At 61.3% G+C, this 12,186-nt stretch carries 14 protein-coding genes; 9 read left to right on the forward strand and 5 right to left on the reverse strand.

All coding sequences use genetic code 11. The features are described 5' to 3' along the window. Nucleotides 1-112 precede the first annotated feature (112 nt). On the forward strand, nucleotides 113-985 hold the full coding sequence (locus tag C4N04_RS08425) for a LysR substrate-binding domain-containing protein (RefSeq protein WP_040111550.1): 873 nt from the start codon (nucleotides 113-115) through the stop codon (nucleotides 983-985). Between the two features lie 56 nt (nucleotides 986-1,041). On the opposite strand, the gene C4N04_RS08430 is transcribed toward C4N04_RS08425, so the two are convergent. Further along, complete coding sequence (locus C4N04_RS08430) at nucleotides 1,042-1,638, reverse strand: TetR/AcrR family transcriptional regulator (RefSeq protein ID WP_040141290.1); 597 nt, start codon at nucleotides 1,636-1,638, stop codon at nucleotides 1,042-1,044. Nucleotides 1,639-1,741: 103 nt separating this feature from the next. Here C4N04_RS08430 and C4N04_RS08435 point away from each other — a divergent pair, with 103 nt between their 5' ends. Beyond that, nucleotides 1,742-2,788, forward strand: a complete 1,047-nt coding sequence (locus C4N04_RS08435) for a saccharopine dehydrogenase NADP-binding domain-containing protein (protein WP_106795807.1) — start codon at nucleotides 1,742-1,744, stop codon at nucleotides 2,786-2,788. Between the two features lie 181 nt (nucleotides 2,789-2,969). Here C4N04_RS08435 and C4N04_RS08440 read toward each other — a convergent pair whose 3' ends face one another. The 3 genes from C4N04_RS08440 to C4N04_RS32475 all read right to left on the reverse strand — a co-directional run bounded on the left by C4N04_RS08440 (nucleotide 2,970) and on the right by C4N04_RS32475 (nucleotide 4,463). Further along, complete coding sequence (locus C4N04_RS08440) at nucleotides 2,970-3,194, reverse strand: hypothetical protein (RefSeq protein WP_010058730.1); 225 nt, start codon at nucleotides 3,192-3,194, stop codon at nucleotides 2,970-2,972. 249 nt (nucleotides 3,195-3,443) lie between these two features. After that, complete coding sequence (locus C4N04_RS08445; RefSeq protein ID WP_106795872.1) at nucleotides 3,444-4,256, reverse strand: pirin family protein; 813 nt, start codon at nucleotides 4,254-4,256, stop codon at nucleotides 3,444-3,446. 75 nt (nucleotides 4,257-4,331) lie between these two features. Further along, entirely contained in the window at nucleotides 4,332-4,463 is a 132-nt protein-coding gene (locus C4N04_RS32475) for a hypothetical protein (RefSeq protein WP_280954334.1), read from the reverse strand. Here C4N04_RS32475 and C4N04_RS08450 point away from each other — a divergent pair. Together C4N04_RS08450 and C4N04_RS08455 are read left to right on the forward strand one after the other, a co-directional pair. Continuing rightward, nucleotides 4,462-4,947 carry a DMT family transporter gene (locus C4N04_RS08450; protein WP_106795873.1) on the forward strand — a complete coding sequence of 162 codons (486 nt, stop codon included), beginning with the start codon at nucleotides 4,462-4,464 and terminating at the stop codon, nucleotides 4,945-4,947. The two genes, C4N04_RS32475 and C4N04_RS08450, sit on opposite strands and share 2 nt — an antisense overlap. Beyond that, complete coding sequence (locus C4N04_RS08455; RefSeq protein ID WP_106795808.1) at nucleotides 4,944-5,384, forward strand: DMT family transporter; 441 nt, start codon at nucleotides 4,944-4,946, stop codon at nucleotides 5,382-5,384. The genes C4N04_RS08450 and C4N04_RS08455 overlap by 4 nt, the downstream gene beginning before the upstream one ends. Before the next feature lie 81 nt (nucleotides 5,385-5,465). Here C4N04_RS08455 and yghX read toward each other — a convergent pair whose 3' ends face one another. Next, the gene (gene yghX / locus C4N04_RS08460) at nucleotides 5,466-6,353 is read right to left on the reverse strand and encodes a YghX family hydrolase (protein WP_106795809.1); all 888 of its coding nucleotides are present in this window, start codon (nucleotides 6,351-6,353) and stop codon (nucleotides 5,466-5,468) included. A gap of 330 nt (nucleotides 6,354-6,683) precedes the next feature. Between yghX and C4N04_RS08465 the strand changes: the two genes are divergently transcribed. The 5 genes from C4N04_RS08465 to ugpC all read left to right on the forward strand — a co-directional run bounded on the left by C4N04_RS08465 (nucleotide 6,684) and on the right by ugpC (nucleotide 12,093). Then, on the forward strand, nucleotides 6,684-7,841 hold the full coding sequence (locus C4N04_RS08465) for a Gfo/Idh/MocA family oxidoreductase (protein ID WP_106795810.1): 1,158 nt from the start codon (nucleotides 6,684-6,686) through the stop codon (nucleotides 7,839-7,841). A 13-nt stretch (nucleotides 7,842-7,854) separates the two neighbouring features. Then, nucleotides 7,855-8,739, forward strand: a complete 885-nt coding sequence (locus C4N04_RS08470; protein WP_106795811.1) for a sugar ABC transporter permease — start codon at nucleotides 7,855-7,857, stop codon at nucleotides 8,737-8,739. After that, nucleotides 8,736-9,593: a carbohydrate ABC transporter permease gene (locus tag C4N04_RS08475; RefSeq protein ID WP_106795812.1), complete on the forward strand. Its 858-nt coding sequence runs from the start codon at nucleotides 8,736-8,738 to the stop codon at nucleotides 9,591-9,593. Before C4N04_RS08470 ends, C4N04_RS08475 begins: the two co-directional genes overlap by 4 nt. Before the next feature lie 71 nt (nucleotides 9,594-9,664). After that, on the forward strand, nucleotides 9,665-10,870 hold the full coding sequence (locus C4N04_RS08480; protein ID WP_106795813.1) for an ABC transporter substrate-binding protein: 1,206 nt from the start codon (nucleotides 9,665-9,667) through the stop codon (nucleotides 10,868-10,870). Between the two features lie 89 nt (nucleotides 10,871-10,959). Next, entirely contained in the window at nucleotides 10,960-12,093 is a 1,134-nt protein-coding gene (gene ugpC, locus C4N04_RS08485) for a sn-glycerol-3-phosphate ABC transporter ATP-binding protein UgpC (protein ID WP_106795814.1), read from the forward strand. Nucleotides 12,094-12,186 lie beyond the last annotated feature (93 nt).

Raw genomic sequence — 12,186 nt, forward strand, 5'->3', positions numbered from 1 at the left:
TCTGGCAAATCTTCGACAAGTCAGTTGGCTTGCGGGATCGAAACTGATCGAGTTGACGCCGTTCGACAAACGCGAAGTTTACAACGGTGGGTGAATCTGGTTCACTAATCCGATGTTACAGATGGCCTCACTTTCCGCGGTCCGCATCTTTGAAGCCGCAGCGAGGCTGGCGTCTTTCCGCGCTGCAGCCGAGGAGCTGCACCTGTCGCCCAGCGCCGTAAGTCACGCCATTGCAAAGCTCGAGCGTGACCTTGGCATCTCGCTCTTCGAGCGAAGCACGCGAAAGGTCACCTTGACTCTGGCGGGGCAGACGCTCCTCTCCCATGCCTCCAACGCCTTTGAAGAGCTTCGTCGCGGTGTTGAGATGATTTCATCCAACAAGACCCACCTACTGCGGGTTCACTGCGCGCCGAGCTACGCAGCGCAGGTGCTCTCGGCACGTCTTCCAGACTTCCTGGGCAAGAACGAGGGGGTTGAGGTCCGGGTGGCGGCAAGCACAAACTACGCGCGTTTCGTGGACGGCCTCTTCGATGTCGACATCGTTTACGGCGAACCATCGAACAGAGAAGATTTGATCGTCGTGCCGCTTGGAGAAGAGATCATTTCTCCGCTGTGTTCTCCAAAAATGGCTGAACGACTGAAAAACCCGCGCGACCTGGCGCGTCTTCCCCTCATCCGCAGCGACCTGAAAAGGATTCAGTGGATCGACTGGTTCGAACTCAACAATCTCGGCCCCCCGCCGCTGCCCGCCATGAGCTTCGATAGAAGCTTTCTGGCAGTCGACGCCGCGGCGAACGGGCTGGGGGTGGCGTTGGAGTCCAACACTCTGGCAAGGCGCGAGCTGGACAGCGGGCGTCTGGTCCGCCCGTTCAGCAACAGCCGCGACAACCGCTACATCGGCCATTACCTCGCCTATCCAAAGGCCGGCAGCCAACGGCGGCTGTCAAAGGTGTTCGCCGATTGGTTAACGTCGCAGACCTTTTGAGAAAAATATTTGTTCGTCCCTAAAGAGGCTGAGCGTCAAACCATTTCTCTGGGGAATCAATTGCGGCCGGCGGCGATCAGGGCGTGAGCGGCATCGCGGAGCAAACCCGTCGCCTCGCCGGGTTCGAAGACCTGCATGCTGACAAATGCGCCGTTGATCAGCACCGCGAGTTGCCCGGCAAGCCGGTCGGGCGCAGCAACCGCCAGTCTCCCGGCGATGGCCTTAAGGCGCCGCCGCATTTCGCGCATATGGGCCTCGGCGACCTTGCGGGCGGGGTGACCGGCTTCCGGAAATTCGGCAGCGGTGTTGATCTGCGGGCAGCCTCGGTAATTGTCCCGTCCGACCCTTTCGCCGATCCATTCGAAATGGGCGTCGAGTTCGGCCAAAGCGTCATCCGCATGCCGCTCGGTTACTCGGTCCCAGGTGCTCCAGAAATCCAGGTCCTCGCGCTTGAGAAAGGCGGCAATCAAATCGTCCTTTGTGCCGAAATGGCGGTAGAGACTAGTTTTGGCGACCCCAGATTTTTCCACCACCAAATCGACGCCGACGGCGCGGACGCCGCGCCGGTAGAAGAGTTCCGATGCCGTCTCGAGAATTCTGTCCCGGACCTCGTTCACGGCTGGGGCAGGTGCGTTCGCTGTGCTTTTCGTCATTCGCTTATCTCCAATTCAGCCACACTAGCAGAAAAATGGTTGGCACGCTACAGACCTGTATGTTTTGTAAGGAACAGACAGGTCTGTAGCGAAGGAGAGAACAATGACCATGCATCAAGCCGCCATCATCAGAACACCCCAGGCCGCCGTCGCGGTTTTCGGCGCGAACGGCCATACCGGCCGGTTTGTCGTCACCGAACTGATGCGGCGCGGGTTGAAACCGATTGCGATCGGTCGGACTGCCGGGCGATTGGCGGAAGCGGGTTTTCCGGAACGTGGCGTCGAATGCCGCGAAGCAGCCATAGAGGATGACGCGGCGCTCGACAGGGCACTCGCCGAAGCGGCGGCGGTGATCAACTGCGCCGGCCCGTTCATCGAGACGGCTGACGCGGTCGTGCGTGCCGCGTTGCGCGCCGGCATCCACTATCTCGATATAACGGCTGAACAGCCGAGTGTTCAGGCCACGTTCGACCGGCATGGGGCTGCGGCCGGAAAAGCAGGCGTAGCCGTCATCCCGGCCATGGGATTTTACGGCGGTCTTGCCGATCTGCTGGTGGCAGCCCTGATGGACGAATGGCAGGATGCAGACACTGTCGAAATCCGGGTCGCGCTCGACAGCTGGCTGCCCACGAAAGGCACGCGCGTAACCGGCGAGAAGAACAGGACACAGCGCCTCGCCGTCAGCGGCGGAGAGCTTCGGCCCGTCCAACAGCCACCGGCGGAGAAGGCGGCCGTTTTGCCGGCGCCATTCGGCCGGCAAACATTCGTCGAGCTGCCATTTTCGGAAGTACCGCTCATCGCCCGCCACGTCCGCATCAGGGAGCTGCACACCTTTCTCAGCACGACAGCCCTGCGGGATGTTCGCGATCCGTCAACGCCCCCGCCCCAGGCCATCGATGAAACCGGGCGTTCGGCGCAGCGCTTCGCCGTCGAAGTGATCATCACGCAAGGCGACCTGCGTCGCCGGCTTCTCGCCCAGGGACAGGACATCTATGCGGTCACGGCGCCGATCATCTGCGAAGCGGTCCAGCGCATCCTGTCGGGCGACATCCGCGACACCGGTGCAAAGCCACCGGCTGCCATTTTTGATGCTGGGAGTTTCCTGCAGGCGCTCGGCTCGAATCTGCTGGTTGAGACATCGGAAACCTGAGATTTCCGCATAATCGGGGGCGTTGCTTCACAAATCCTGAGCTTTCCGCGAGAGATCGCTCAAAAGCGGGTGGCGCGCTCAGGCCGCAAAAAATACTTCCGTCCCGCCTGATATTGCGGGACCTCAGAAGCAGAGACAGGTAGATCTGCCGCCATGACCGGAGCCGCCACTCCTAACGAGCTTACTGGCCAGATTGTTCGTCCAGAGTGGAAAGCGCGTCCTGCAGCCTCAGCGCAGCCAGTGCCTTCGTTGCCTCATCAGGGGACCATCCGGCCTCCAGCGCTGCTGAGAGAACGAGCGATTCCGTTTGAAGTTCGAGCTTCTCATACAGCGGTTCAATGGCCTCGCGTGCGGTGACGACGTGCTGGTCGGGCGGCGTGATGGGTGTCGCAGCAACCGTGGGCATAATGCTCCTCCTTTTGAACGCTAAGGTTCGAAACCCAATTGCAGGCATGCTTGTTCCGCTTACATCGCATTTTTAGCCGTATCACGGCTGACGGAAACTGTTGCGAAACTCTGGACGGTCGCAACGTCGTCCGCCTCGGCGTCTCTGGGGCGCAGCGAAAATCTTCGCTCGATGTGAACGAAACTACAGGCTACCGCACAATTGGCGAAAGCGGAAGCGACTTGCGGTAATCATTGAACAAGGGCGCAGCTATGAAGAACGCCGCCATAGCTGGCGAAACCTCCGCCATTTCAGAAAGGCGCGAATGATAATGGCCGGCGGTATCTTCCTGTGGTCGCCGACGGTCCCCTGCCTGGCGATCGGCGCGTTCGGGTCGAGCAGAAAGGCGACCAGGATGCTTGCGCTCTTCGCCTCTGCTTCGATCTTCCCGTCGGACAGATGCAGCCCCTGCTCGCCTTCGGCAAAGGTCTGCCCGTCGGCGATAACGGCGCCGCTGAAGACGTAGAAGTAGAGATCCCTGCCTTGCCTCCGCGGAAATTCCACGCGTGCGCCCGCGTCCAGTCGGATGTCGAAGATGTCGACGGCGCTACGGACATAAAAGGCCGCGCCCTCTCCTTCCGGGCCGACCAGATGTCGCCACACATTTGCCGTGGCCGCGGGGATCGGGCCGTGTTGAATGTTCGGCGAAAGACCGGCGCCGCGGGGACGAACGAGGATCTGCAGCATGCGCAGCGGCGGGTCGGAGACCAGCGTCTCCTCGGAGTGCCAGAAGCCTGTTCCGGCATTCATCACCATCAGATGATCGCCGTCGACCACCAGCCGGCCGGTGGCCTTGTCGTCGTGGCGCATGACACCATCGGGCACCCAGGAGACGATCTCGTCGTCGCGATGCTCATGCATGGCGATCAGGCGGCCGGGGGCAAGGATGGATTCGACGACCATGGCGAGAGGGCCATGGCCGTGATCGCTCGGTTTCGGCTTTAACCATCCCGGCATGTTGACATGCGCGACGAAGCCTCCCGCATCCCGCACCACGAATGTCCGTTCGCCCTTAAGCAGCATCGCGTCCTCCATGCCTGCAAGGCTGTGACGACACCTACTCTCCGCTGGGAAGATGCGTGAGAACGCCTGCTGCCATCAATCGAACAGGTGCGCCGCGGGGGCCAACAGGCAGGTGGTGGCAATCGTCTTGCTGACGATGCCGATGAATGGCCTTAGTGGCAATCTGAAAACATCCGCCGTAATCGATTCGCTGACGGGATCTCCCATGACCATCGACGCCGCCCGAACTCCGCATCCGATCTATTTTGCCGGCGCTTTCGCCACGGGCGGGCTCCTCACCTTCATGGTGCACCTCAACGGCGAGCTGGCACGCTATGGCAATCCGCTGTTTTCCTCCTGGACCGCGCACGGCACCGGCATCGTCGCCGCCGTTATTCTTATCCTGCTGGTCCACCGGCGGCGTAGGCCAAAGCCGCAACAGAGCCCCCGCGCGCCTATATGGGCCTATTTCGGCGGCATTTCCGGCGCGGCAACCGTCATGCTGACTTCGATGACGGTCAACTCGCCTCTCGGGCTGTCCGGCACCCTGGCGCTCGGGCTCGCAGGCCAGGTCGTCTTCAGCGTCGCGGCCGACAGCTGGGGACTGTTCGGCCTGCCCAAGCGCCATCCCGATAGACGCGACATTGCTGCGCTCGGCCTCGTCGTTGCGGGGGCGGCACTGATCATCTTGTTCGGGCGAGGTGCGGCGTGACGCTCTTCATTCTGTTTGCTTGCCTCGGCGGCGTGCTCGTCGGCCTCAGCCGTCAGCTCAATGGACGGTTGAGCATCTCGACGACGCCGCTGATCGCTTCCTTCTGGAATCACGCCGTCGGCTTTGCCGTCCTCACCGGGCTTGGGCTCTTCGTCGGTGGCCTGCTTCCTGCCGGTGCTGCCGAGGCGCCCTGGTATGCCTATCTCGGCGGTTCGCTCGGCGTTGTCTTCGTGGCGGCCGGCAGCTGGGCGATTGCGCGGATCGGCGCCGTCAATTCGGCTCTGCTGATCATCGGCGGGCAGATGGTAACGGGGGTGGCGTTTGATTATATCAGCGCCGTGCCTGGGTCCTTCTGGGCGAATGCCGGCGGAATTCTTCTCATCATCGGCGGAATGGTGGTCAGCCGGGGAAGGCGCAAGGTCGACCGTCCGCAATAGCCGGACACGACATTTGCCGGGCTGGTGCAGCCCGGCGGGACGGCGGGGATGTCTCCCCGCCCCCGTCATGCCGCTGTTTTATCAGGCAAGGTATTTGGTGAACCAGTCGACCGTTCGCTGCCAGGCGAGTTTGGCGGCCGCTTCGTCGTAGCGCGGCGTGGTATCATTGTGGAAGCCGTGATTGACGTCGGGGTAGATATGGGCCTCGTAGGTTTTTCCGGCTGATTTCAGCGCCGCTTCATAGGCCGGCCAGCCTTCGTTGATGCCCTTGTCCAGCCCGGCATAGTGAAGAAGCAGCGGCGCCTTAATCTTCGGCACGTCCTCGGCGCGCGGCTGCCTGCCGTAGAACGGCACGGCGGCGGCAAGCTCGGGATAGGCGACCGCCGCAGCGTTGGCGACACCGCCGCCATAGCAGAAGCCGACGATGCCGACCTTGCCGGTGGTGAGATCATTCTTCATCAGAAACTCGACCGCCGCGAAGAAGTCGTTCATCAGCTTTTCCGGGTCGACCTTCTGCTGCAGTTCCCGCCCTTTTTCGTCATTGCCGGGGTAGCCGCCGACCGAGGTGAGGCCGTCGGGCGCCAGCGCAATGAACCCGGCCTTCGCCACCCGCCGCGCGACATCCTCGATATAGGGGTTGAGGCCCCTGTTCTCGTGCACGACCACCACGGCGGCGACCTTGCCGGTGGCGTTTTTGGGGCGGACGAGATAGCCGCGGACATCACCGTTTCCTTTCGGCGAGGAATAGGTGATGTATTCGGCTGATATATCCGGATCGGTTGCCTCGACCTGGGTCGCCAGCGCATAATTCGGGCTCAGCGACGCCAGAATGGCGGCCGCGGTCACGCCGCCGACGGCGAATTTGCCGGCCCGGTCGAGAAACTCGCGCTTGGTGATCTTCCCGTGCGCGTAATAATCGTAGAGTTCGAGCAGTTCCTGTGGGAAATCCTTGGCTGTCATGCGGGTCATGATGGCTCCTCCTGGCCGCGGGTTCTCACAGCATCCTACACAGGTAAGCTCTCGGCTCGTTTCAACATTTCGCGAGTTTCGCGTGAGCTTGCCGGCACAATTGCCGTCAGTTGCAATCATGGCCCTTCTTCTGCGCCCCGGGCTCCTACGATGCACCTGATCCATTAGGCGCCTCCGCATCCCTGCCGTTGACCGCGCTGATCGAAAGCCGGCTGCCGATTATGAAAATCAATTTCATGCTCGCGGCGCGATGCCCGTTTTCTATTGACGCCTCCGGATTTTTGTCCCAACTTAAAGAAAATAAATTACTTAATCGGGAACCTGATCGGCATGAAAGTGGGAATCATCGGGCTCGGATTCCGGCTCGGCTATCTCGGCTATGTCTTCAAAGCGATCGATAGCAGCTTCGACATCGTCGGCTATGTTGATCCGGATCCCGCCGGCCTTCCCGGTTTGACGGAAAAGGGCATTTCGGCCGGCAAGGCCTATGCTTCGCCGGAAGAGCTCATCGCCTCCGAAAAGCTCGATCTGCTGATGATCGGCTCTCCCAATCATCTGCATCTCGATCATATCAGGCTGGGGCTTCAAGCCGGCCTCAAGGTCTTCTGCGAAAAGCCGATCGTCACGACGATCGCCGAAAGCATCGAGCTTGCCCATCTGATGGCGAAGTTCGGCCATGAGCGGTTGATGGTCGGCCTGGTGCTGCGTTATTCCCCGCTTTATAAGGACCTGCGCGCCATCCAGGCCGAGGGCAAGCTGGGCCAGATCGTCTCGATCGAGGCTTCCGAACATATCGAGCCCTATCACGGTGCCTTCTTCATGCGCGACTGGCGCCGCTACGAGCGCTATTCCGGCAGCTTCATGCTGGAGAAATGCTGCCACGACCTCGACCTTTATAATGGTGTCGTCGGCGCAAGGCCGGAGCGGGTCGCCAGTTTCGGCGGCCGCAAGAGCTTCATTCCGGCCAATGACCCGGCCCGCGAGGGCATCAACGACCTCGAGCTTTTCCACCGCAAGCCGAGCGGCTGGATGGGCTCGGACAAGGTCTTCGACAGCGATGCCGACATCATCGATTACCAGGTGGCGATCGTCGAATATGAAAACGGCGTCGGCATGAACTTCCACACCAATCTCAACGTGCCCGACCAGTTCCGCCGCTTCGCCATCATGGGCTCGCGCGGCATGGCCGAAGGCGATTTCGTCCGCGGCTATCTCGACGTGCACGAACAGCTGACCGGCAAGAAAGTGGTGGAAAACAAATACGCCGCCACCGAACTTTCCCAGCATTACGGCGCCGATGAACAGATGGCGAGCGACCTCTTGGAAAGCGTGCGCACCGGGCTCGAACTGCCCGTGTCCACGCTGAATGCGCTCGAGGCCGGCATCCTGGCGCTGGCGATGGACGAAGCGAGGATGAAGAAAACGGTCGTCGACCTGCGTCCCATCTGGGACCGCTTCGACGAAGCCCTTCACGCAAGAGCGGCTTGAGGATGGCGGCAAGATGAGTGTCCAAAGAAGCGCCTTCATCTTCGCCTGGATCCTCCTCCTTCCGGCCGTTCTCTATGTTCTCGCCATCGTCGCCTATCCCCTCGTCGATACCTTCATTCTCTCCTTCACCGATGCGTCGCTGAGGAAGACCACCAACTGGGTCGGCTGGGTCAACTACGAGAAGATCTTCAACGCCACCTTTGCCGAGGTCATCTTCCGCACCTTCATCTGGACCTTCTTCTCGGTCGCCCTGAAAATGGTGATCGGCACGTTCGGCGCCTGCATGCTGAATGCCGCCGTGCCCGGCCGCTCGCTGTTCCGGCTTTTGACCATGCCGCCATGGATCGTGCCGATGGCAATCGGCATCTTCATGTGGGGCTGGATGTATAATGGCCAGTTCGGGATGATCTCCGGCCTGCTGCAGCGTTTCGGTCTCGTCGACGGCCCGGTCGCGTTCCTCGCCTATGGCAGCACCGCCTTCTGGGCGACCATCGTCACCGACGTCTGGATCGGCGTGCCGCTGGTGACGATCTATTTTCTGGCGGCGATCCAGTCGATCCCGAAGGACCTCTACGAGGCCGCCTGGACCGATGGCGCCGGCCGCTGGTACCGTTTCCGCCGCATCACCCTGCCGCTGATGGTGCCTGCCATCATCACCATGTCGATGCTGTCTTTGATCGCCACCTTCAACTCGTTCGACATCATCTGGATCCTGACGCAGGGCGGACCGAGCGGCGAGACGACGACGATGATCATCGACACCTACCAGACGGCGATCGGCTCGAAGAAATACGGGGAAGGGGCGGCGCGCGCCGTCTTGATCTGCATCTTCCTGTCGCTCTTCTGCTTCGCCTATTTCCGCGTCACCCGCCGCCTCAACCCGGAGAAGCGCGCATGAGCAGTGCTGCCATGATCGACCGTTACCGCTGGTGGGAAATCATCCTGATCTATTGCGGCATCGCCCTGTTCCTGTTCTTCGTGCTGGCGCCTTTCGTCGAGGGCTTCCTGGTGTCGCTGAAGCCGCTCGCCCAGCTTTTCTCGTCGCCCTACCGCTTCTGGCCGGAGAACGGCTCGTTCGAAGCCTACCGGACGATGTGGATCAGCGTGCCGGGCTTCGGGCGCTATATCTTCAATTCCTTCTTCATCTCGATCATCGTCACGCTGATCGTGCTCTGCCTCGTCATTCCGGCGGCTTACGCCTTCGCCAAGTTCGAATTCAGGGGCATGGGCATCCTGCTCGGCGCCTTCCTGACGGTGAATATGTTCTCCGGCGCCGTGCTCCTGATCCCGCTCTTCCGGCTGATGCGCAGCATGGGTGTGCTCAACACCTACCTCGCCATGATCGTGCCGGGAGTCGCCTTCCTCATCCCGTCGGCGATCTGGCTGCTGCGCACCTATATGATCCGCATTCCCCAGGAGCTCAACGAAGCCGCCTACATGGATGGCGCCAGCCACTTCTACACGCTTCGCCGCGTCATCCTGCCTATTGCGATGCCGGGTATCATCGTCGTCGCCATCACCACCTTCATCGGCGCTTACGCCCAGCAATTCATCTTCGCGCTGACCTTCAACTCGAAGACCGAATACATGCCCTTGCCGGTGGGGCTCTTTGCTTACTTCGGCAAGCAGGAGGTCATCTGGAACGAACTGATGGCGGCTTCCTTCGTCGGCATCGCGCCGGCGATGGTCGTCATCTTCTTCCTTCAGCGTTACCTTGTCGGCGGTCTGACCGCCGGTGCGGTGAAACAATAAAAGCAAAAACGAGTGAACAGCTAACCAAGAATGGGAGTCACGACGTGAGCATAACAATCAAGACAGGCCTTATGGCGCTCGCCCTGCTCGGCTCGACGGCACTGACTGCGGTCACTGCTCAAGCCGCCGACAAGGAAATCAGCTGGATCTATTGCGGCGACACGATCGACCCGGTCCACACCAAATACATCAAGCAGTGGGAAGAAAAGAACGCCGGCTGGAAGGTCACGCCTGAAGTCGTCGGCTGGGCGCAGTGCCAGGACAAGGCAACGACGCTGGCCGCCGCCGGCACGCCGGTTGCCATGGCCTATGTCGGCTCGCGCACGCTGAAGGAGTTCGCCCAGAACGACCTCATCGTCCCCGTGCCGATGACCGATGACGAGAAGAAGTCCTATTATCCCAATATCGTCGACACCGTGACCTTCGAGGGCAACCAGTGGGGCGTTCCGATCGCCTTCTCCACCAAGGCGCTCTACTGGAACAAGGACCTGTTCAAGCAGGCCGGCCTCGATCCCGAGAAGCCGCCGAAGACCTGGGCCGAAGAAATCGAGATGGCAAAGACCATCAAGGAAAAGACCGGCATTCCGGGCTTCGGTCTCTCCGCCAAAACCTTCGACAACACCATGCACCAGTTCATGCATTGGGTTTACACCAACAACGGCAAGGTGATCGACGCCGACGGCAAGGTGACGCTCGACAGCCCCGAGATCCTCGCCGCGCTGAAGGCCTATAAGGATATCGTCCCCTACTCCGAAGAAGGCCCGACGGCCTATGAGCAGAACGAAGTCCGCGCCATCTTCCTCGACGGCAAGGTGGCGATGATCCAGGCCGGATCGGGTGCCGCCTCCCGCCTGAAGGAGACGAAGATCAGCTGGGGCATCACGACGCTGCCGCTCGGTCCCAACGCCAAGGGCCCCGGCACGCTTCTGATCACCGACAGCCTGGCGATCTTCAAGGGTTCCGGCGTCGAGGACAAGGCGACCGAATTCGCCAAGTTCATCACCTCGCCGGATGTTCAGTCGGAATACGAATTGCAGGGCGGCGCCGGCCTCACCCCGCTGCGTCCCTCGGCAAAGGTCGACGAATTCGTCGCCAAGGATCCCTACTGGAAGCCGCTCATCGAGGGCATCAGCTATGGTGGTCCCGAGCCGCTCTTCACCGATTATAAGGGCTTCCAGAACTCGATGATCGAGATGATCCAGTCCGTGGTGACGGGCAAGGCCGAACCGGAAGCCGCGCTGAAGAAGGCTGCCGGCGAAATCGAAGCCTTCAAGTAAGCCCCCTGAATCTCCCTGGGCTCGCGGCACAAGTCGCGGCCCTCCCCTCTATTGAATGTGCGACGAAGGCCGCCGGCGGAGACAGATTTTTGGGACAGCTCCTTCTCAACAATGTTCAGAAATTCTACGGCGACTACGAGGTCCTGAAGGGCGTGCAGCTCGAGGTGCGGAACGGCGAGTTCGTCGTCTTCGTCGGGCCGTCGGGCTGCGGCAAGTCCACGCTCTTGCGGATGATCGCCGGCCTCGACGCGACGACGGCAGGCGATATCATCATCAACGGCGTCAGGGTCAACGACCTGCCGCCGGTCAAGCGCGGCATCGCCATGGTGTTCCAGTCCTACGCGCTCTATCCGCACATGACGGTCTTCGAGAACATCGCCTTCCCGCTGCGTGTCGAGAAGATGGAAGAGGCAAAGCTCAAGGCCAAGGTCGAGAACGCCGCCCGCATCCTGCATCTCGACCAGCGGCTGCAGCAGAAACCCGGCATGCTTTCCGGCGGCCAGCGCCAGCGCGTCGCGATCGGCCGCGCCATCGTGCGCGAACCGAAAATCTTCCTGTTCGACGAGCCGCTCTCCAACCTCGATGCGGCGCTGCGCGCCGATATGCGCATCGAGCTTGCCAAGCTGCACAGGCAGCTGAAGGCGACGATGATCTATGTGACGCACGACCAGGTCGAGGCCATGACGATGGCCGACCGCATCGTCGTGCTCGACGCCGGCAATATCTCGCAGACCGGCGCGCCGCTGGAGCTTTACCACAAGCCCGCCAACCAGTTCGTTGCCGGTTTCATCGGCAACCCGAAAATGAATTTTCTCCCCGTCACCTGCAAGGGCGTCAGCGCCGCCGGCGTCGAAGTCGATTATCTCGGCCAGACCGCCGTCCTGCCGGTGACGCCGCGCGACGGCATGGCCGGCAAGACCCTGACGCTCGGCATCCGCCCGGAGCACATCCAGCTCAACGGCGGCGATATCGTCTTCACCGTCACCCCGACCGTCATCGAACGCCTCGGCGCCAACACGGTCGCCTATGCCTCGCTCAACGGCGAGGCCGAGAACTTCTGCGCCATGCTGCCCGGCAGCGTCGGCATCCGCCCCGATGCGCCGGTTGCCACAGGCATCAACGCCGCCGACTGCCATCTCTTCGATGAGGCGGGCATTGCATTTGAGCGGCGCGTGGAATTGACCGAAATCGATATGAATGTGATCAATCCGACGGCGGCATGAGCTGGCTCTGTTCGAGACATCCCGTCGATCATCGCTGCTGCCTATCACGGACATTCGCGAGGATGGCTGCAATGCTCTCTCATCTCGGCCGTT

It is taken from the genome of Rhizobium sp. H4, from assembly GCF_003013335.1.
GTDB classification, from domain to species: Bacteria; Pseudomonadota; Alphaproteobacteria; order Rhizobiales; family Rhizobiaceae; genus Rhizobium; species Rhizobium sophoriradicis.

What these genes read in the sequence shown, in the direction of transcription:
- yghX (WP_106795809.1), bottom strand. Translation starts at nt 6,353, where the DNA reads ATGACCCGCATGACAGCCAAGGATTTCCCACAGGAACTGCTCGAACTC.
- C4N04_RS32475 (WP_280954334.1), bottom strand. Translation starts at nt 4,463, where the DNA reads ATGGGAGATCCCGTCAGCGAATCGATTACGGCGGATGTTTTCAGATTG.
- C4N04_RS08465 (WP_106795810.1), top strand. Translation starts at nt 6,684, where the DNA reads ATGAAAGTGGGAATCATCGGGCTCGGATTCCGGCTCGGCTATCTCGGC.
- C4N04_RS08470 (WP_106795811.1), top strand. Translation starts at nt 7,855, where the DNA reads ATGAGTGTCCAAAGAAGCGCCTTCATCTTCGCCTGGATCCTCCTCCTT.
- C4N04_RS08435 (WP_106795807.1), top strand. Translation starts at nt 1,742, where the DNA reads ATGACCATGCATCAAGCCGCCATCATCAGAACACCCCAGGCCGCCGTC.
- C4N04_RS08425 (WP_040111550.1), top strand. Translation starts at nt 113, where the DNA reads ATGTTACAGATGGCCTCACTTTCCGCGGTCCGCATCTTTGAAGCCGCA.
- C4N04_RS08475 (WP_106795812.1), top strand. Translation starts at nt 8,736, where the DNA reads ATGAGCAGTGCTGCCATGATCGACCGTTACCGCTGGTGGGAAATCATC.
- C4N04_RS08480 (WP_106795813.1), top strand. Translation starts at nt 9,665, where the DNA reads ATGGCGCTCGCCCTGCTCGGCTCGACGGCACTGACTGCGGTCACTGCT.
- C4N04_RS08430 (WP_040141290.1), bottom strand. Translation starts at nt 1,638, where the DNA reads ATGACGAAAAGCACAGCGAACGCACCTGCCCCAGCCGTGAACGAGGTC.
- C4N04_RS08450 (WP_106795873.1), top strand. Translation starts at nt 4,462, where the DNA reads ATGACCATCGACGCCGCCCGAACTCCGCATCCGATCTATTTTGCCGGC.
- C4N04_RS08445 (WP_106795872.1), bottom strand. Translation starts at nt 4,256, where the DNA reads ATGCTGCTTAAGGGCGAACGGACATTCGTGGTGCGGGATGCGGGAGGC.
- C4N04_RS08440 (WP_010058730.1), bottom strand. Translation starts at nt 3,194, where the DNA reads ATGCCCACGGTTGCTGCGACACCCATCACGCCGCCCGACCAGCACGTC.